Annotated in this window: 21 protein-coding genes; 7 read left to right on the top strand and 14 right to left on the bottom strand. The window is 35.7% G+C overall.

The window, feature by feature from the left end; translation table 11 throughout:
- The first annotated feature begins 120 nt into the window (after positions 1-120).
- The 4 genes from DFQ08_RS10130 to DFQ08_RS10115 are packed head-to-tail and all read left to right on the top strand — an operon-like array spanning position 121 to position 2,287.
- The gene (locus DFQ08_RS10130) at positions 121-630 is read left to right on the top strand and encodes an RNA polymerase sigma factor (protein ID WP_114309907.1); all 510 of its coding nucleotides are present in this window, start codon (positions 121-123) and stop codon (positions 628-630) included.
- The gene (locus DFQ08_RS10125) at positions 617-1,108 is read left to right on the top strand and encodes a hypothetical protein (protein WP_114309906.1); all 492 of its coding nucleotides are present in this window, start codon (positions 617-619) and stop codon (positions 1,106-1,108) included. Before DFQ08_RS10130 ends, DFQ08_RS10125 begins: the two co-directional genes overlap by 14 nt.
- Before the next feature lie 13 nt (positions 1,109-1,121).
- Positions 1,122-1,733, top strand: coding sequence for a DUF4252 domain-containing protein (locus tag DFQ08_RS10120; protein ID WP_245935415.1), 612 nt, complete (start codon positions 1,122-1,124; stop codon positions 1,731-1,733).
- Between the two features lie 8 nt (positions 1,734-1,741).
- Positions 1,742-2,287, top strand: a complete 546-nt coding sequence (locus tag DFQ08_RS10115; RefSeq protein WP_114309905.1) for a DUF4252 domain-containing protein — start codon at positions 1,742-1,744, stop codon at positions 2,285-2,287.
- A 38-nt stretch (positions 2,288-2,325) separates the two neighbouring features.
- On the opposite strand, the gene DFQ08_RS10110 is transcribed toward DFQ08_RS10115, so the two are convergent.
- The 3 genes from DFQ08_RS10110 to DFQ08_RS10100 all read right to left on the bottom strand — a co-directional run bounded on the left by DFQ08_RS10110 (position 2,326) and on the right by DFQ08_RS10100 (position 4,612).
- Positions 2,326-2,556 (bottom strand): hypothetical protein, encoded by a 231-nt coding sequence (locus DFQ08_RS10110; protein WP_114309904.1) that lies wholly within the window; start codon positions 2,554-2,556, stop codon positions 2,326-2,328.
- Positions 2,557-2,568: 12 nt separating this feature from the next.
- Positions 2,569-3,912 (bottom strand): adenylosuccinate lyase, encoded by a 1,344-nt coding sequence (gene purB, locus DFQ08_RS10105; RefSeq protein WP_114309903.1) that lies wholly within the window; start codon positions 3,910-3,912, stop codon positions 2,569-2,571.
- A gap of 130 nt (positions 3,913-4,042) precedes the next feature.
- Entirely contained in the window at positions 4,043-4,612 is a 570-nt protein-coding gene (locus DFQ08_RS10100) for an adenylosuccinate lyase (RefSeq protein WP_114309902.1), read from the bottom strand.
- A gap of 38 nt (positions 4,613-4,650) precedes the next feature.
- Between DFQ08_RS10100 and DFQ08_RS10095 the strand changes: the two genes are divergently transcribed.
- Together DFQ08_RS10095 and DFQ08_RS10090 are read left to right on the top strand one after the other, a co-directional pair.
- On the top strand, positions 4,651-5,124 hold the full coding sequence (locus tag DFQ08_RS10095) for a heme-binding domain-containing protein (RefSeq protein ID WP_114309901.1): 474 nt from the start codon (positions 4,651-4,653) through the stop codon (positions 5,122-5,124).
- A 62-nt stretch (positions 5,125-5,186) separates the two neighbouring features.
- Entirely contained in the window at positions 5,187-6,425 is a 1,239-nt protein-coding gene (locus tag DFQ08_RS10090; protein WP_114309900.1) for a glycosyltransferase, read from the top strand.
- A 306-nt stretch (positions 6,426-6,731) separates the two neighbouring features.
- On the opposite strand, the gene DFQ08_RS10085 is transcribed toward DFQ08_RS10090, so the two are convergent.
- The 9 genes from DFQ08_RS10085 to DFQ08_RS10040 all read right to left on the bottom strand — a co-directional run bounded on the left by DFQ08_RS10085 (position 6,732) and on the right by DFQ08_RS10040 (position 14,174).
- Positions 6,732-7,007 (bottom strand): Bor family protein, encoded by a 276-nt coding sequence (locus DFQ08_RS10085; protein ID WP_245935414.1) that lies wholly within the window; start codon positions 7,005-7,007, stop codon positions 6,732-6,734.
- Positions 7,008-7,356: 349 nt separating this feature from the next.
- The gene (locus DFQ08_RS10080) at positions 7,357-8,226 is read right to left on the bottom strand and encodes an RluA family pseudouridine synthase (protein ID WP_114309898.1); all 870 of its coding nucleotides are present in this window, start codon (positions 8,224-8,226) and stop codon (positions 7,357-7,359) included.
- A gap of 208 nt (positions 8,227-8,434) precedes the next feature.
- Positions 8,435-9,097, bottom strand: coding sequence for a peroxiredoxin-like family protein (locus DFQ08_RS10070; RefSeq protein ID WP_114309896.1), 663 nt, complete (start codon positions 9,095-9,097; stop codon positions 8,435-8,437).
- 6 nt (positions 9,098-9,103) lie between these two features.
- A complete protein-coding gene (locus DFQ08_RS10065; protein WP_114309895.1) occupies positions 9,104-9,946 on the bottom strand; it encodes a DUF6503 family protein in 843 nt (280 codons plus the stop codon).
- Positions 9,947-9,968: 22 nt separating this feature from the next.
- Positions 9,969-10,703 carry an SDR family oxidoreductase gene (locus tag DFQ08_RS10060; RefSeq protein WP_114309894.1) on the bottom strand — a complete coding sequence of 245 codons (735 nt, stop codon included), beginning with the start codon at positions 10,701-10,703 and terminating at the stop codon, positions 9,969-9,971.
- A gap of 6 nt (positions 10,704-10,709) precedes the next feature.
- Positions 10,710-11,522, bottom strand: coding sequence for a haloacid dehalogenase type II (locus DFQ08_RS10055; protein WP_114309893.1), 813 nt, complete (start codon positions 11,520-11,522; stop codon positions 10,710-10,712).
- A 52-nt stretch (positions 11,523-11,574) separates the two neighbouring features.
- On the bottom strand, positions 11,575-12,177 hold the full coding sequence (locus DFQ08_RS10050; RefSeq protein WP_114309892.1) for a TetR/AcrR family transcriptional regulator: 603 nt from the start codon (positions 12,175-12,177) through the stop codon (positions 11,575-11,577).
- A gap of 77 nt (positions 12,178-12,254) precedes the next feature.
- Positions 12,255-12,941: an SIR2 family NAD-dependent protein deacylase gene (locus DFQ08_RS10045; protein WP_114309891.1), complete on the bottom strand. Its 687-nt coding sequence runs from the start codon at positions 12,939-12,941 to the stop codon at positions 12,255-12,257.
- Positions 12,942-12,953: 12 nt separating this feature from the next.
- Complete coding sequence (locus tag DFQ08_RS10040; RefSeq protein WP_147269468.1) at positions 12,954-14,174, bottom strand: tetratricopeptide repeat protein; 1,221 nt, start codon at positions 14,172-14,174, stop codon at positions 12,954-12,956.
- A 34-nt stretch (positions 14,175-14,208) separates the two neighbouring features.
- Here DFQ08_RS10040 and DFQ08_RS10035 point away from each other — a divergent pair, with 34 nt between their 5' ends.
- A complete protein-coding gene (locus DFQ08_RS10035; RefSeq protein WP_114309889.1) occupies positions 14,209-14,883 on the top strand; it encodes a TrmH family RNA methyltransferase in 675 nt (224 codons plus the stop codon).
- 4 nt (positions 14,884-14,887) lie between these two features.
- Here the strand turns inward: DFQ08_RS10035 and DFQ08_RS10030 are convergent, their stop codons facing one another.
- Entirely contained in the window at positions 14,888-15,685 is a 798-nt protein-coding gene (locus tag DFQ08_RS10030) for a carboxypeptidase-like regulatory domain-containing protein (protein ID WP_114309888.1), read from the bottom strand.
- 180 nt (positions 15,686-15,865) lie between these two features.
- Positions 15,866-17,728 carry a DEAD/DEAH box helicase gene (locus DFQ08_RS10025; RefSeq protein WP_114309887.1) on the bottom strand — a complete coding sequence of 621 codons (1,863 nt, stop codon included), beginning with the start codon at positions 17,726-17,728 and terminating at the stop codon, positions 15,866-15,868.
- Positions 17,729-17,795 lie beyond the last annotated feature (67 nt).

The following is a 17,795-nucleotide window of genomic DNA, read 5'->3' as shown; positions in this document are numbered from 1 at the left end:
ATTATTATAAATAAAAAAACTTTGTAACAAATGCTGAACTGGGTCGTCGTAAAGATAGAAGGCCTTAAATAGGACTTTGTATCATGTAAAAATGATGAGACCAACCAATTTAACCACAACATGAACCAAGCAGATTTTGTAAGCTTAGTAATGCCCTTTAAGGATAAAGTATTTCGTTTAGCGAAACGATTACTCGTATCTCGTGAAGAAGCAGAAGACGCCACGCAAGAAATATTGTTGAAATTATGGAACAATAGTAAAAAGATTGGGGAGTATAAAAATGTGGAAGCCTTTAGCATGACGATGACAAAGAATTTTTGTTTAGACCGCCTAAAATCGAAGCAAGCGTCTAATCTAAAAATTGTTCATAGTAATTATACCGATGACCATACGTCCTTACAAAAGCAAGTTGAAGCCAAGGATAGTGTAGATTGGGTGTCTAAAATTATGGAAGCCCTGCCAGAACAACAAAAAATTATTGTGCAGTTAAGAGATATTGAAGCCTATGATTTTTCTGAAATCGCCGAGATGTTAGATATGAATGAAACAGCAGTTCGGGTGAATTTGTCTAGAGCACGAAAAACAATTAGAGAAAAATTAACTAATACACATCAATATGGTATTAAATAATATAGAGAAATTAATAGAAAAGTATCTCAATGCAGAAACCTCTCTACAAGAAGAAGCGCAGCTAAAAGCCTACTTCAATAGCGATGATGTTGCACCACAATTTGAGGCTTATAAACCCATGTTTCAATACTTTTCAGAATCTAAAAAAGAACAGTACACGAAAGACGTTCCATTAAAATCTAAGAAAACTTCATTGTATCCATGGATTTCTGTCGCAGCCGTTGCCGTTCTTATACTTGGTTTAGTGGTACCAAATTTTATGGGACCTACAGAAAAAGAAAAACAAGAAGCACAATTGGTCTATAACCAAACCATGGAGGCTTTTAGTTTAATTTCTATAGGCATGCATGAAGGAAAATCACAATTAACAAATCTAGCTTTGGTAGGCGAGAACATCGAAGAAGGTGTGCAACAAGCCAGTAAGCTAGGAACATTTAGTACTATTACAAACAAAATTTTAAAAAACAAGTCCCATTAAAACATTAGAAATCATGAAAAATTTTCACCAATATTTAAATCATAGAATCAGCATGAGTAAAAAATTAGTAATCATCACCGCCTTTTTATTGACTCCCGTATTGACGTTTGCTCAGGGGATATTCGATAAATTTGAAGACAATGAGGAAGTCACTTCTTTTGTAATCAATCAGAAGATGTTTAGAATGTTAGCCAGTATTGATATTGATTTAGATGATCCGGAAGAACAAAAGTCTTTAGAGATGGTTAAGAAAATAACGGGTCTTAAAGTCTTTACTACCGGAAATGATAAAGTGTCAGCCGATATGAAAGCAACGGTAGAGTCTTATTTAAATTCTACTAAACTTGAAGAGTTAATGCGTTTTAAAGACGGTGACCAAACCGTAAAGTTTTACGTAAAAGAAGGTAATGACGAAAACCATGTAAAAGAACTGTTGATGTATATGACAGGTTTAAAAAAATTAACCGAAGGTTCTGAAATTGAAATTAATGGAGAGAAACGTGTTTTTGAAACCGTTGTATTGTCTTTGACTGGAGATATTGATTTAAGAGAAATCTCTAACATTACCGGTAAAATGGACATTCCTGGTGGGGAGCAATTAAAGAAAGTTGGTAATAAAAAATAAATAATCAAATGATACAATCAATCAAAAAATCAATAGTTATGTTGCTTTTGGTTACGGCTTTTACCAGCTGTAATCAAAAGCCTACTTTACAAACTTATTTTGTAGATCATGAATTAGAGCCTGGCTTTGCCACCTTTGATGTGCCTAAAAGTTTTTTAAATGTTGAAAATATAACTTTAACAGACACGCAAGAAGAAGCTTACAATTCGGTTGATAAACTCAATGTCTTAACCTTTTCAATTGATAATACGGAAGATGAGGCTTATAAATTAGAATTAGCTAAGGTAAAAACCATTTTAAAAGATCCTAAATATGATGAGTTAATGAGAGGTGGGAATGCTAAGGATGGAAAATTTGTAATTAAATTTTTAGGAGAGGTAGATGCTATTGATGAACTTGTGCTCTTCGGAAATGCCAATAATAAAGGATTTATAGTAGCAAGAGTATTAGGTAATGAGATGAATGCCAAAAAACTTATGGCTTTGCGTTCTGTATTGGATAAGGCTAGTTTTGAAGAAGAACAATTAAAAGGCCTAACAGAATTCTTTAAATAATTAAAACTTTAACGCTTATCTGCGGACTTAGAACCCCATTAATTTAAATCGTCTTGAGGGGTTTCCTCAAGACGATTTTCTATAACATCATTTTTTATGGCATAATAACAAGCCATAAAGAAAAGCGTTCCAAAACTAATTACCAGTACAACCTTAACAATAATATAGTCAAGGACATCCCAAAGTCCAGCGGTAAAAACACCGATAGTAAGCAAGGTGACAAGGGTTAAGACAATAGTGTCTGTCGTTTTAGGAATGAATTTCAACATGGTTTATAACACTTATATTCCTGTATAATTACTTGGCGTAATAGCTTTTAATTCCGCTTTAATCGTATCAGAAACCTCTAAGGTATCAATAAAATTTGATATAGAACTTTGAGTGATAGCTTCGTTTGTTCTTGTTAATCCTTTTAAAGCTTCATAAGGATTAGGGTAACTCTCACGTCTTAATATAGTCTGAATTGCTTCTGCAACCACAGCCCAATTGTTCTCTAAGTCTTGTGCAAATTTAGAGGCATTCAATAATAATTTATCTAAACCTTTTAAAGTCGATTTAAATCCAATAAGTGTATGTCCAAAAGGAACCCCTACATTTCTTAAAACCGTACTATCCGTTAAATCACGTTGTAATCTAGAAATAGGAAGTTTAGCCGATAAGTGTTCAAAAATTGCATTAGCAATCCCTAAATTTCCTTCACTATTTTCAAAATCAATAGGATTCACTTTATGAGGCATTGCAGAACTTCCAACTTCACCTGCTTTAATTTTTTGTTTGAAGTAATCCATAGAAACGTAGGTCCAGATATCTCTATCTAAATCTATGATAATGGTATTAATACGTTTTAGTCCATCAAATAAAGCTGCTGCATGATCGTAATGTTCTATCTGCGTTGTTGGAAACGAGTGTTGTAAACCTAGTTTTTCTTGAACAAAGCGTGTTCCGAAAGCCTTCCAATCTATATTTGGGTAAGCCACTTTATGCGCATTAAAATTTCCTGTTGCACCACCAAATTTAGCCGCACTAGGAACATCATTTAATAAATTAAACTGCTCTTTTAATCGTGCAGAAAATACACTGATTTCTTTACCTAAACGTGTTGGTGAAGCAGGTTGACCATGGGTTCTTGCCAACATTGGGATGTCTGCCCATTCTGTAGCCAAACCTTCAATCTTTTCTAATAAGGCTAAATATTCAGGAACATAAACGTCATTCATCGCCTCCTTAATACTTAAAGGAATTGCGGTATTGTTAATGTCTTGAGAGGTTAATCCGAAGTGGATAAACTCCTTGTAAGCCGCAAGGTCTAAGGCATCAAACTTATCTTTAATAAAGTATTCAACCGCTTTTACATCATGATTGGTTACTTTTTCAATGTCTTTAATAGCCTGAGCATCCTCAGCTGTAAAATTTTTATAAATCGCTCTTAAATCTTCAAAAACAGAAGCTGAAACCGGTTCTAATTGAGGTAAGGGTAATTCACAAAGTGCGATAAAGTATTCAATTTCTACTAAAACACGATATTTAATAAGTGCTTCTTCAGAGAAATAATCTTTTAATTTTTCAACTTTAGATCGGTATCGACCATCGATTGGTGAGATTGCATTAAGTGCGGAAAGTGCCATTTATATTGATTTTTTAGAAGCGTCAAATATAAGAAACTCCATTGAAAAATGCGGTATAGATCTAGAGTAAAGCACGGCTTTTTTTCGGGCCTTTAATTTCAAGATATTGCTGCTTTTGGCGGTATTCGTTTTAGGCTTTGGTTTTTATTTTTTTAAGGATAGAGCGTGCTCTCGCTTTGTAACCCGCACTTTGTGAGGCAAAATCGCGTTCTAAAATAAGTGCAAGTTCTGGGTGGATCCAATCGTAATCTTGGCCTAATAAATATAAACTCTGCATGGCATAAGCCTTGGGCGCTACTTTTTCATCATTAATCATCCAATCAAAACAGGCTTCTATTATCTTTTCTTTATGGACTTCAGTGATTTGCAAAGCGATTACACTTTTAGGGTTTTCGTAAATGGCTTTTACCAAGTATTCACAGACTTTGGCCACGGGACGTACGGCAGAATCTAGATGTACCTTGTGGATGCCTTGCGTAAATGTATCGAGATGCGGAATTAAATGAGGAATACTTTGGCTACACATAAATTCTAAAACCCAAGCCGCTCTACAAGAGATTTTATCGTCTACCTTAAAAAGAATCTCTAAAAGCGGACTAACCAACTCAGGATTAGAAATCAACAAGTTGGCGTAATAGAGACGTTTTTCTCGGGAGTGATTTACATAATTTAATTCTTTATAGAGTTGGGCTTTGGTCACGATAAAAATCTTAATTTAGAACCTTAAAACTAATAAAAATGAAGCGCATTAAAAAGATTGGAATTTTATTTCTAGTGGTTGTTGGGTTAGCACAGTTTTTTGGCCCTGCAAAAAATAAAGGGGATATAAGTAGTTTAGAGCCCTTTTATAAAGACACGAATCCGTCTACAGCAGTTAAAACCATTTTAAATCAAGCGTGTATGGATTGTCATAGTGAAAGCACTAACTACCCATGGTATAGTGAGATCACCCCGGTAAACTATTGGTTAGATAGCCATGTTAAAGATGGGATGAAACATTTAAATTTGTCGCTTTGGGATGACTATTCCGCAAAGAAAAAAGACCATAAATTAGAAGAATTAATTGAAATGGTAGAGGCCAAAGAAATGCCATTACCGTCTTATACTTGGGTACATTCTGAGGCAAAACTCTCTGAAGAACAAATAGATTTGATTATTAAGTGGGCAGAAAATGTACGCTTAAAATATGTGCTTTTGGAAGGCCCTCAATAATATTTAAATGCTCTTATGAAGTTTATTATTTAGAGCTTCTCACGACGATTTTTACCTTTTACATGAATAAAAAATTACTCGTTATCGGTTTTGTATGGCCAGAACCTAAAAGTTCTGCGGCCGGAAGTCGTATTTTACAACTCATCAATCAATTTCAACAACAAGGTTTTACAGTCACTTTTGCTTCCGCGGCAAAGCAATCTGAAAATACGTTTAATCTTGAACAGATCCATGTTGAGACACATGCTATTTTATTAAATGACGCGTCTTTTGATTCCTTTGTTCAGACGCTGAAACCTGATGTGGTTTTGTTCGATCGCTTTATGACGGAAGAACAATACGGATGGCGAATTATAGAACATTGTCCTGAAGCGATCCGTGTCTTAGATACTGAAGATTTTCACGGCTTGCGAAAGGCTAGGGAACAAGCGCTAAAAAAGAAGGAGGCTGTCACGTTTTCAAGCTTACAAAATGAGATTACGAAACGAGAAATAGCGAGTATTTACCGTTGCGATCTAAGTCTTATGATTTCTGAAGCTGAAATTGAAATCTTAACGCACCAGTTTAATATTGACCAGAGCTTATTGTGTTACCTTCCTTTTTTACTCAAACCAATTTCTGAAGAACAGATTAATACCTTACCTACTTTTGAAGAAAGAACGCACTTTGTAACGATAGGAAATTTTCTTCATGCCCCCAATTATGATGCGGTTTTGTATTTAAAGCAAGCAATTTGGCCATTAATACGCCGACAATTACCTAAAGCCGAATTGCATATTTATGGGGCTTATGAATCGCAGAAAGTCACACAACTTCATAAACCTAAAGACGGATTTTATATCAAAGGCTTTGCTAATGAGGTGACTTCGGTGATGAAAACCGCAAGGGTGTGTTTGGCGGCCTTACGGTTTGGTGCTGGGCTAAAAGGCAAACTGGTGGATGCCATGCAAAATGGAACGCCTTGCGCAATGACTTCAATTGCAGCGGAAGGGATGTTTGGTGATTTAGACTGTAATGGATTTGTAGAAGATAATCCAGAGGTATTTGCCAACAAGGCTGTTGCGCTTTATACCCATCCTCAAACTTGGGTAAAACAACAGGACAATGGTTTTAGTATTATTAACGAACGGTTTAATGATGCTGAGTTTTATGAGTTGTTTAAGCAACGTATGAATAGCTTGTCTATAAATTTAGAGGCCCATCGCGAAAATAATTTTATAGGTCAGTTATTAAGACATCAGTCTATGCAAAGTACCAAATATATGAGTAAATGGATTGAGGCTAAAAATAAAGGGAATTAAGACCTAAAGTGCTGATAAATAAAGTGGATAAAGCAGCTGTTTAAAATGTGTTTTGTGATGTGTTGTTATGTTTTCTAGTTAAAAATGCTAAGATGCAAAACAACATTAATAATATTACTTTTCCGGTTAAAAAACCATAGCCATATTCTGTAAGCCTGTTAAAATCTGAAATTATAATGTCAGCAATATTTATGACCAACAAAATAGAAATGATTAAAGCAAAATAAAAGCATATTTTTTTCATAAGCATTAGAAATAAAAAGAGTTTGAAAAATAAATTAACAAACTCTTTTCATGAAAAATAATTTATTTAGTAACTGTAGTTGTAGTAGGTGTATAAATTCCAAATGTAATTGCAGAAACTAACCCATTCACAAAAGATTGTCTTGTGTGTACTGTATAATTTTCCGCACCATCAGCCATCTGCTTAGAATTAGAAACTCCAACAGGTGCTAAACCGTAAATTACATAATGGTTCCATGCTGTTGTTTTACTATTTCCTTGTGCTCCATTTCCTACTACAGAGGTATAAGAATAACAAGAAGTTAATAACATTGATACAGCAAATAATACTGTCATCATTTTTGTAGATTTTTTGATCATTGTTTTTAGATTAAATTAAAAATTTATTATTTGATTTAGAGTTTAAGTATTTTTAATCAATGTTTTATAATTGATTAGTCGATTGTAGTGAATTAAACTCATTGACGAAAATAGTTAAAAAATTAACGTTTACAAGTTTTATCTAAAAATTGTAGGCTTACTTTTCTGATAAAACGTAGTCATATAATCCCAATAATTAATCATTTCTTTGGTACGTTCTAAATTGTAAGATTTGTTAACAATTAAATTAATAGTTATAAGGTTTAAAGTGTCAACTCAATCTTAGTTTAATAATTTAAAGAGGCCTTAAATTTTAATTAAACTATTTTTATATGGCAGTGTCAAAGAGCTTTTTAAAATTTTTTGGGAAGTCATCCTTTAAAACCAATAGTTCTTTGGTAAACGGATGTTCAAATTTCAAGGTATGAGCATGTAAGTATAGGCCTTTCCCTTTTAGAAGAAGGCCTTCTTTACCATAATCGCGATCGCCGAAAATAGGATGTCCTATATGCATAAGGTGCTTACGGAGTTGATGTCTTCGTCCGGTAATCGGTTCTAAAGCCACTAAGTTCAGTTGCTCAAACCGTTCCGAAGCTATGCTTTGCAGAACTTTGTAGCGCGATTGGGATGGTTTCCCATCAATTTCACGCGTAATGAGACCTTCACCATTCATCGTACCTATCGTGACCGCGTAGTAGGTTTTCTTAATACGTTTCGTTTTAAATTGCGTATTTAAAGCCCGGATACTCGTACTTGTTTTTCCTATTAATAAAAGTCCTGTAGTCGGGAAATCTAAACGGTGTACAGGTTGTGGTTGGGTGGCATCCTCTAAACGACTAGGTTTTAAATTCTGAATTAAGGCATTATTAATGGTTTTAAAATGATTACCACTGACCAAGATTCCTGCCGGTTTATGAATAACGGCTAAATGATCATCTTCAAAGATGACTTTGAGTTTTAAGATGAATCGTTTTTTTGCGGGTTGATTTTCAGGCACCGTTAACACCAGCGTTTCTCCACCTCGTATAAAAGTTGCCGATGAGGCTAAACGTCCATCAATTTGGATATATCCTTTTTTTAGCGCTTTTTTTAAGGCCGATTTGGTAGGGAACGCATCAAAGACCCCTACACCATATTCTTGTAACCGAATAGGTTCTAAAAGGCTAGGGACCTTATGGGTAAACTGTTGGGGCATCATGTTGTTTAAAATATACGGATTCCGTAATGTTTGTGTGTATAGCGAAGTTAATGGAAAAAAGTGGGCCATCCATGCCGAAACTAAAAGAAACATGTTGTGCTACGGAGTCGAAATTATTTGGCATAAAAAAAAGCCATTAATAAATAATGACTTTTTAATAAACATGAACAGAACTATTAATCAAATAGTAATTTTGACGATAATTTATTTAAAAATTATGGTTTAAAAACGCTGTAATTTCAGAGGGTTCAGCTCTGTTTCTATAGTCCGTGTTCAAATAAGCGTAATCAATTTTTCCTTCTTCATTTATGATGTAGGTGGCCGCTAACGGAAGTGCGTTAGAGGTGTCACCATTGTGTTCGTTTAACCCAAAAGAAGCGTTGTAGATTTTGGCTACGGCCTCAGTAAGTTCAAAGACAATCCCGTAATTTTTAGCAACTTGATTGCCAATATCACTGAGCACTTCAAACTGTAAGTCGTTTTTTTCTGCAGTACTTACAGATGCATCAGGTAATTCTGGTGTTAAGGCTAATAATTGGGCGCCCTTCGCTTTAAAATTGGGCAATTCTTTTTGCAATTGCTGCAAGGTTAAGTTGCAATACGGACACCAACCTCCTCGGTACCACGTAAGCACTACCGGACCTTTTTTTAAATAGTCGGTTAAAGAAACCGGTTCCCCTACAGCGTTGTTTAGAGTGAAATCTGGGGCTTGGTCGCCAACTTGTTTTGCTAATTCAAGAATACCACTTTGTTCAACATCCTCAAATCCTGCTTTATAAATGGCTTGTTTTTCGGCGTCGGCAGTGCGTTCAAAATTTGCACGCTTCGCGTCTAACTGAGATTTTAAAGGGGGTGTATTATCGTTGCTCATAGAATTTTATTTTTGGAAATCTTCCTTCGTTAATTGGTTGTTGAAGTTGATATCAGACCACGTGACATAAATCCAAGGTTGGTCTGTAACTTCAGCGTCCCAATTCGATTTTTTGTACTGACGCTTCGTCGGAATCTGAATACCATCTATGGTTTCATATTGAAGTTGCATTAAGTTAGGTGTATCCATCACACCAAAATCAGCGACTGTAAATAAAAATTGGTCTACCATGCCTGTGGCTTTATTAATATAAAGTTGGTAAATATCGGTAGGCTTATTGTCAGCACTTTCAAAAGACACTTTAACCACATCAAAGGTTTTGTCTTCAATAGTTTTTTCGCCTTTATAATCATAAACCACACTAGGATCTAATAATTTAGGCATCATAGCAAACCAATAAAAGTTAGTCGGTCTATTAAACGCGACACGTTTTAAATAAGCGTCATTTTCTAATACCTCACCATTGTGTTTTAACCAATAGTTCTCACCATCATAGCCTTGTTCTATAAGACCTTCTAAATTAGGCAACGTTCTTTGATGTTTTTTATAAGCGCCGTAAGATAATTCGCCATCAAAAAGATATTTTTCAGTACTGATATCCGTTTTTCCATCAGGAGTTTGATAGGTATACGTATAGACAACGTCTTTTTTCTCTTTAAGTGCTTGGTAGTCGCCTGTCTTTTTACAAAGTTCATAGACCAATTCATGACCTTTATTTACAAAAGTCATTTCGGTTACTTTTTCTTCTACAGTTGCTGTTGGGGCTACTGTTTCAGTTTTTGTGGCTGTAGTTTGGTTACACGCCGTTAACAGAAGGCCGGTAATAATTAGGATAGGGTTGATTTTCATATTATGGTTTTAAGGTATAAATTTAAACTAATGCACCGTTGGCTCCAATGACCTGGCCAGAAATCCATTTCGATTCGTCACTTGCTAAGAATACAGCGACTCTAGCAATATCAATAGGTTTAGCCAAACGGTTAAAGGCATTCATACTACTTAATTTATCAATGAATTCTTGAGATTTCCCTTTCATAAATAATTCGGTTTCGGTAGCGCCTGGAGCTAAACAATTTACAGAAATACCACGACCAATTTCTTTTGAAAACACTCGCGTCATCTGTTCTACAGCAGCTTTAGAGGCCGAGTACAAGGCATATGTAGGAAACATTAATTTTACGGTACTCGATGAGATATTAATGATATTGCCGCCATCCTCTAATTTATGATAAGCTTCTTGTAACGTGTTGAAAACCCCTTTAACATTGATATCAAATTGCTTAGTGAAATCTTCTTCGCTATTTGCTTCTAAGGCTTTAGAAATCATAACACCAGCATTATTAAATAAAACATCAACTTTCCCATAAGTGGCAATAGCCTGATTAAATAATTCGGTAACCGATGTTTTATCACTAACATCAGCTTTAATAGCTGTTGCAGTACCGCCTTGATTGCTAATTTCCTCTACGGTAGCCTGGGCCTCTTCGTCGCTGTTAGAATGATTAACAATAACTTTAGCGCCATTTTGAGCTAATTGAATGGCAATTTCTCTACCAATTCCTCTTGAAGATCCCGTTACAATAATAACTTTATTTTCTAATGTCATAATTTTTTATTTAAGAGCAATTAAACGTTCAGCAATAAGTTTTAAATCGGGCGCATTGAATTCTGGAGCAGGGGCAAGCGGATACAATTGTGCTCCTGGTCGACTAATAAACGCACCGCGCCAACCGGCCCAAAGTGCTCCGGCAATATCCCAACCGTGAGCAGCAACAAGAAGACACTCTTCTGATTTTAAGCCCATTTTTCTAGCAGCCCAATCATAAGCATCAGCGTGAGGTTTAAATTTACCCATGTCTTCAATACTAAGACGTTGGTCGAAATATTCTAATAATCCTGAATTTTTAAATTGCGTTTCTACACCAATATTTGACGAGTTGGTAAAAGAGACTAATGTATAGCCTGCTTTTTTCAAGTCAGCTAAGGCTTGTTTAACTTCAGGATGCGCCGGTAAGGAACGAATAGGAACTAAGATAGATTCACGCGCTTCTTCTTCCGTAATGCTAATGCCGTGGTTGGCAGCGACCATTTGCAAGGCTGCTGAGCCAATGATACCAAAATCATGATACTGACGTCCAGAAGTTTCTACTAAAGAATATTGTAGCATGGTTGTAAACCATAAAGGAAGTAAGTCGCTTCTGTTTCCTAAAACTTTACCGACACTTTCTTTCATGGCGGTTAGGTCTAAAAGGGTTTCATTAACATCAAAAAATAAGACTTTAGGGGCTTTATCGATTTTCTTGGTTTCTTTTAAGACTTCTTGAGTGCCTTGAGATGAAAATCCAAGTTGAGGTAAAGCTGCTCCTGCTAAGCCTGCTAAGGCCGATTTCTTAATAAAATTTCTTCTGTTGTTGGTTGTACTCATTTTTGATGTGGTTATAAAACATACTAATAGGTATGTTTTTAGTTAAAAAAAATTAGGCTTTAAGTTGGGTTAAGTAAAGGCTTAACCCCGACATATAGTCGTTTAAAATTTGATCGTCGTTATATAATTTTCGGATGCCTCTAACGCCTTCAAAGGCACTAATAAGATAAATGGCAATAGCTTTAGGGGCTATGGTCATTATTATACTCCCTTCTTGTTGTCCACGTTCTAAAAGATGAACAAGTGCGGCTTTCCATTCTTCAATAATACGCTTTAAGGCAATTTGATAAGCTTGCTCTTCATCTGCAATCTCGTTGATAAAGTTATTCATAGGACAACCATGGGCTTTATCGTAGATGGAGAAGGATTTTAACCGTCCAGAAAAAGTGTTTTCTAATAGTTCTAAGGCATTTCCTTCTTCATACAAAGGTTTTATCATTCCCTCATATACCCGCTTTTGAATGTGGGTACTGATGACTTCAACACCAAGTTCTTTTTTACTTTTATAATGATGGTAAAACGCCCCTTTGGTTAATTTCGTGGCTTTCATGATTTTGTCTACACTAGTGGTTTTAAAACCATTTTCGTAGAACAATTTAAAAGACTCATTGAGAATTAACGCTTTGGTAAGTTCGGATTTTTGCCTTTGTTCCATAATCAAATATAAATAAAAAAATACCGGCTAGTATGTTTTATGAGAATTTGTATAAATTTTAACAGCCTCTCGGAGGATTAAATTTTATCCTTTAAAAGGTCTAAGAGAACTTTGGTGCCTTCTGTAGCTGATTTTTGGATGAGGGTTACGGCTTTGTTGGCTACAGAAGCGGGCTTTGGATCTATATAATAAATAGGTGTGTTTTTTGGTGTGTAATCTAATAATCCTGCGGCAGGATACACTTGCATACTTGTACCAATAATAACTAAAATATCGGCCGTTTGGCAGATTTCTATTGCCGCTTCTATTTTAGGGACGTCTTCACCGAACCATACAATATGCGGACGTAATTGGTAGCCTTGCTTACAGAGATCCCCTAAATGGAGATCTTGATCCCAAGGGGTAATCGCTTCAGGATTCCCTGTACTTCTTACTTTTCGCAGTTCGCCATGAAGGTGCACAATAGCATTGCTTCCTGCACGCTCATGGAGGTCATCGACATTTTGTGTGACTATAGTGACGTTATACGTCTTTTCTAAGGCCGCTAAATCTAAATGGGCTTGGTTAGGCTGTACCGTTTGGAGTTGGCGACGTCTTTGGTTGTAAAAGTCTAATACCAGTTCAGGATTTTTTTTAAAGCCCTGTGGGGTGGCCACTTCCATAACATCATGGCCTTCCCACAAACCATCGGCATCTCTAAAGGTTTTAATTCCGCTTTCCGCACTGATTCCAGCTCCGGTTAATACGACAATATGTTGTTTCATTAAAGGATTGACTTAAGATTTTTGTTTCCAGGTTTTATAGGTTTCAGACGCTACAAATGCGCCTAAAGCGTTAGAGCCATCCGGCGCTTCTTCTTCAATAAATTCTAATAAGGCCACTTTATCGTACTCTTGAGTGATTAAATCTTCAATGACAGTAATCATCTCCTCAAAGCGATCTTGGTAGTTAAGGCTTATCATATAACCAATATAACCTTCAAGCAAGTCGGGATAATTATCGGTCATATATTTATAGTGCGTTTCCGCGTTACTAAAATCATTTTCCATAGCGTATATATTTCCTTTTATAAGGTAAAGGAAGTCGTCATCGGTTTCATAAATTAATTTGTCTACATTTTCTCGTGCCACTTTAAAGTTTCCTTTTAACAGATTATAATCTATGAGTTTCAAATATAGGGTGGGGTCTTTGGGAAATAATTCAGCATATTCCGTGAGTAACACTGCGTAAAGTTCATCGTCATAAAGGCTAGCATATTGTGCTTTCATGAGTAGGGTAAACTTTTCGGTACTCATAGGTGGTGTAATTGCCGATATTTTATCATATGCTCCTTTATAGTCGCCTTTTTCTGCTAATTTTCTAGAATTTAAAAATAGAAACACATTTTTATAAGACGCCATGTTTTCACGTGCTGATTTATCCGTTGAAGGTTGCGATAATACCAGCATACGTTGCATGGTAGAGGAGAGCGGTTCTCCGGTGAGGTAAACATAAATATCGTTGAATTTAAGTGTGGTGCCATCTGAGCAGACTTTATAATCGTGGTAATTTACACCGGCTTCTTCAGAATATAATCGGAATGTAAAATAATAGGCACGTTGTATAATATCGTAACGGTAATTAATGAGGTTATAATACGAACCTTCTTCGATCATAGTGACCAATTTTTCAGAAAGTTTCTGACCGGTAGAACCTATACCTTTGAGGTAGTTTTTCGTAAATTTTGTGCTTTTTTCAATGTCTTTATGGCTAACTACAGTATTTAAAAAGGAAGGGATATCGAATTTTTCATCAAAAGCCGCTGCATTTAAATCGTGGAATCCGTTTTCTACATACTCGGCAAGCTCAATAACTTTAAGGTCATTAGCTTCGTTTTCTTTAAGAAGTAAGCAAGAGCAGGGTTGGTCTTGGTCGTCGTTTTGGTCTTGTTCTTGCGAAAAGAGCATTTGCTGGCAGAATAGGGCGAAGAGTAAAAAAATAGTACTATTAATTTTCATAGTTTTGCTTTATAAGCATTAAATATAAGATTTTATGAAGAACCTAGCGCTTCTTAATTATTTAGAAAGCTTTTTAACCAAGAGTAGAGTTGAACGTTTTAATACGGTATTGCCTCAGCGGACTAAACATTTTACGGTTGCGACGGAAGATGTGTATCAGTTGCATAACACCAGTGCTGTGATGCGATCTTGTGATGTGTTTGGCATTCAGGAGCTTCATATTATAGAGGAGGTGAACTCTAAAAGTATAGACAGAGAAATTGCAATGGGTGCCCAAAAGTGGGTGGATTTAAAACGGTATAATTCGGTAAAAACTTGTATTGAAACGCTAAAAGCTGAGGATTATCAAATTATTGCTACAACGCCCCATGTAGAGGATTGCGATTTAATTGATTTTGATATTACAAAGAAGTCTTGTTTTTTCTTCGGAAGGGAAACCGAGGGCTTATCGCAACAAGTTATTGATGCGGCAGATGGATTTTTGAAAATTCCTATGGTAGGGTTTACTGAAAGTTTGAATATCTCAGTTTCAGCAGCAATTATACTTCAACATGTAACGGCTCAACTGAGAAAATCGGATCTTCCTTGGCAATTAACAGCAGAAGAAATGGTGCAAAAACGATTTGACTGGATAGAAAAATCTCTAAAAGATTATGAGGCTATCGTTGCTCGATTTGAAGAAGAACAGAATAAAACTGAAGACTTATAAACGCTTAGTCTTTACCTGTTTTTCGCTCTTTACTACGCTTAATGACCTTGTATTCTTCATAACATTCACTGATGGCGTCTAAAATTTGAAGGTCGTTAGCTGTGTTAATGAAGTCTTTAGAATAGTTACATTGGTTTACTATTTCATCCAAATCAAATTTAGAAACCTGAAGTAATACTAAAAGCATTTCCCGATCAAAACGTTTAGAAAGCTGACTTCTAATCTCGTCATCTTCTTTCATTTTTTTCAGTTTGTGCATTTCGTTAGGTTTACGCCCAAACATATTATATAAGAAATCGGCCGGATTAAAAATAGCACCTAACACTTTAGTGGCAATGTTTGGTTTTCCGGCTTCATAACCTTGTCCTGGTAAGCCCGAAATACGGTAACGGTTGTTAGATGTAATAGGAACTTGGTTCATATCAACCTCTAAATATCCCGTTAATTCTAATTGTTTTACGGTCACTTCTTCTAAAGCTAAGGCCAATTCGGTCATTTCAATTTTGGTATTCCCAAATTTTAACCAATCATTTGTAACTCTAACTTTAATAGATTTATATCCAAGGTAGGAGAGGTGTAGCGTATCATTTACTTTTGCTCTAATTTCAAAAATACCATCATCATTAGTTGCGGTTCCTACCACTTGATTAATATTAACAATATTAGCTTCACTTAGCGGTAAGCTTGTAGAGGCACTCACTAAAGTTCCTTTAACTTTTGTAGGTCTTTGGGTGGCTGTGCTATCCTGGCTGTAGCTGTTAGCCGTAATGAAGCTAACCAATAAAATGAATAAATATCGCATGCAAGTGTGTTACGTGGTAAAGGTAACAAAGAAATCGGATTTAACATATGGGAGGTTTAGATTTGACTAAATATTAACTTTTTTAATAAAAATCTTAAAAAAAGGCACAAAAAAAATCCAAAACTTAAAATCAGGTCTTAAGTTTTGGATTGTTATATAAGTTTAAAACTTTAAAAAGTCTTAGTCTCTACGTCTAGAACGTCTTGGTCTATCTGAACCTGAAGCACTAGAAGATTCAGCAGGACGTCTATCATCTCTACTGTTAGAGCGTCTGTCACTTCTGTCACTTCGTTTTCCGTAGCTTCCGCCTTCAGAACGTCTTCCACCACTAGAGCGTCTATCACCTCTTGGTTTATCATCGCGTTTACGACTTCCGCCACTAGAGCGTCTTTCATTTCTTCTTCCACCATTTCTGCCACCACGGCTACGTCCTTTATCTTCGCTAACTTCTACGTTAACGTAACGTCCATCATGTTTAAAATCGGTAAAGAATGCCAATACTTTTTCCTGTAATCCTTTTTCAGTATTAAAGAAAGAGAAACTTTCCTTAACGTCTACTTTAAAGACATCATCACGACCAAGTTCTAATTGCTCTTTTAAGAAATCTTTCAGCTTCATCCAGTCAAAACCATCTTTACTTCCTACGTTAATAAAGTAACGTGCGTCATTAGATTGCTTGCTGTAATCGCGTCCTTCTCTATCGCTACCTCTAGAATCTACAACCCCTAAGTCTTTAGATTTTTGGTAATAATTAAAGAAACGGTTAAATTCTACTGAAAAGAATTTCTTAATTAATTCATCTTTCTCTGTATCTGCAAATAATTCGTTGATACTTTCTAGATGCTTATCAATTTCATGATTCGTTTCTGTTGTATGAATTTTATTCGCTAAAGACATTAATTGTACTTCTACGATATCACTTCCTGAAGGAATTTCTTTTTTGTCGAAACTTTTCTTAATAATACGTTCAATACTCTTAATCTTTCTTACTTCACTTTTAGAAACGATCACCATAGAAACTCCTGTTTTACCTGCACGTCCAGTTCTACCAGAACGGTGGGTGTAGGTTTCAATTTCATCAGGAAGTTGATAGTTAATAACGTGTGTAATATCATCGACATCAATACCACGAGCGGCTACATCTGTAGCGACTAACATTTGGATTTGATTATTTCTGAACGATTTCATGACTAAGTCACGTTGATTCTGACTTAAATCACCGTGTAATGCTCCTGCAGAATAGCCGTCTTCAATTAAGTTTTCAGCAACTTTTTGAGTATCGCGTTTGGTACGACAGAAAATCACAGAGAAAATATCTGGATTCGCATCTGCCAAACGTTTTAAAGCTTGGTAACGATCTCTAGCATTTACTAAGTAATACTCGTGCGTTACGTTGCTTGTACTTTCGTTTTTGTTCCCTACAGTAATTTCTGTTGGGTCGTACATAAATTTCTTTGCAATAGTTGCCACTTCTTTAGGCATTGTTGCAGAGAATAACCAAGTACTTTTGTCATCTGGTGTATGAGAAAGGATATCGGTAATATCTTCCTTAAACCCCATGTTTAACATTTCATCCGCTTCATCTAATACGCTGTATTGGATTTTAGAGATATCAACCATATTACGGCTAATCATATCTTTCATACGGCCAGGTGTAGCCACAATAATTTGTGCGCCACGTTTTACAGCTCTTGCTTGGTCAGAGATACTAGATCCACCATAAATAGCAACAACATTTAAACCTTTACAGTGTTTACCGTAAGCTTTAAGTTCGTTGGTGATTTGTAAACAAAGTTCACGAGTTGGGGATAAGATAAGACCTTGCGTGGTTCTGCTAGCAATATCAATTTTTTGTAACATTGGAAAACCGAAGGCTGCTGTTTTACCAGTTCCGGTTTGTGCCAAAGCGACTAAATCTTTGTCTTCGCCTTCTAATAAAAGTGGGATTGCTTTTTGTTGTACTTCACTAGGTTTTACAAATCCTAAATCTGTAATACCTTTAAGAAGGTCTTCATTAAGACCTAATTCTTGGAATGTGCTCATTCTTGAGTTTTATGTATTCGATTATGTTCTTTTGGTGTTACAAGAGAAGCGAATCGACATACTAAAC

The organism is Winogradskyella arenosi (genome assembly GCF_003337305.1).
GTDB lineage: Bacteria > Bacteroidota > Bacteroidia > Flavobacteriales > Flavobacteriaceae > Winogradskyella > Winogradskyella arenosi.
Note: the sequence above shows the minus strand (reverse complement) of the source record. Positions and strands in the feature narration are given on the sequence as shown.

Bases quoted from the DNA above. Each gene is read 5' to 3' on its own strand.
- DFQ08_RS10130 (WP_114309907.1), top strand. From the start codon at position 121: ATGAACCAAGCAGATTTTGTAAGCTTAGTAATGCCCTTTAAGGATAAA.
- DFQ08_RS10125 (WP_114309906.1), top strand. From the start codon at position 617: ATGGTATTAAATAATATAGAGAAATTAATAGAAAAGTATCTCAATGCA.
- DFQ08_RS10120 (WP_245935415.1), top strand. From the start codon at position 1,122: ATGAAAAATTTTCACCAATATTTAAATCATAGAATCAGCATGAGTAAA.
- DFQ08_RS10115 (WP_114309905.1), top strand. From the start codon at position 1,742: ATGATACAATCAATCAAAAAATCAATAGTTATGTTGCTTTTGGTTACG.
- DFQ08_RS10110 (WP_114309904.1), bottom strand. From the start codon at position 2,556: ATGTTGAAATTCATTCCTAAAACGACAGACACTATTGTCTTAACCCTT.
- purB (WP_114309903.1), bottom strand. From the start codon at position 3,912: ATGGCACTTTCCGCACTTAATGCAATCTCACCAATCGATGGTCGATAC.
- DFQ08_RS10095 (WP_114309901.1), top strand. From the start codon at position 4,651: ATGAAGCGCATTAAAAAGATTGGAATTTTATTTCTAGTGGTTGTTGGG.
- DFQ08_RS10090 (WP_114309900.1), top strand. From the start codon at position 5,187: ATGAATAAAAAATTACTCGTTATCGGTTTTGTATGGCCAGAACCTAAA.
- DFQ08_RS10085 (WP_245935414.1), bottom strand. From the start codon at position 7,007: ATGATGACAGTATTATTTGCTGTATCAATGTTATTAACTTCTTGTTAT.
- DFQ08_RS10080 (WP_114309898.1), bottom strand. From the start codon at position 8,226: ATGATGCCCCAACAGTTTACCCATAAGGTCCCTAGCCTTTTAGAACCT.
- DFQ08_RS10070 (WP_114309896.1), bottom strand. From the start codon at position 9,097: ATGAGCAACGATAATACACCCCCTTTAAAATCTCAGTTAGACGCGAAG.
- DFQ08_RS10065 (WP_114309895.1), bottom strand. From the start codon at position 9,946: ATGAAAATCAACCCTATCCTAATTATTACCGGCCTTCTGTTAACGGCG.
- DFQ08_RS10060 (WP_114309894.1), bottom strand. From the start codon at position 10,703: ATGACATTAGAAAATAAAGTTATTATTGTAACGGGATCTTCAAGAGGA.
- DFQ08_RS10055 (WP_114309893.1), bottom strand. From the start codon at position 11,522: ATGAGTACAACCAACAACAGAAGAAATTTTATTAAGAAATCGGCCTTA.
- DFQ08_RS10050 (WP_114309892.1), bottom strand. From the start codon at position 12,177: ATGGAACAAAGGCAAAAATCCGAACTTACCAAAGCGTTAATTCTCAAT.
- DFQ08_RS10045 (WP_114309891.1), bottom strand. From the start codon at position 12,941: ATGAAACAACATATTGTCGTATTAACCGGAGCTGGAATCAGTGCGGAA.
- DFQ08_RS10040 (WP_147269468.1), bottom strand. From the start codon at position 14,174: ATGAAAATTAATAGTACTATTTTTTTACTCTTCGCCCTATTCTGCCAG.
- DFQ08_RS10035 (WP_114309889.1), top strand. From the start codon at position 14,209: ATGAAGAACCTAGCGCTTCTTAATTATTTAGAAAGCTTTTTAACCAAG.
- DFQ08_RS10030 (WP_114309888.1), bottom strand. From the start codon at position 15,685: ATGCGATATTTATTCATTTTATTGGTTAGCTTCATTACGGCTAACAGC.
- DFQ08_RS10025 (WP_114309887.1), bottom strand. From the start codon at position 17,728: ATGAGCACATTCCAAGAATTAGGTCTTAATGAAGACCTTCTTAAAGGT.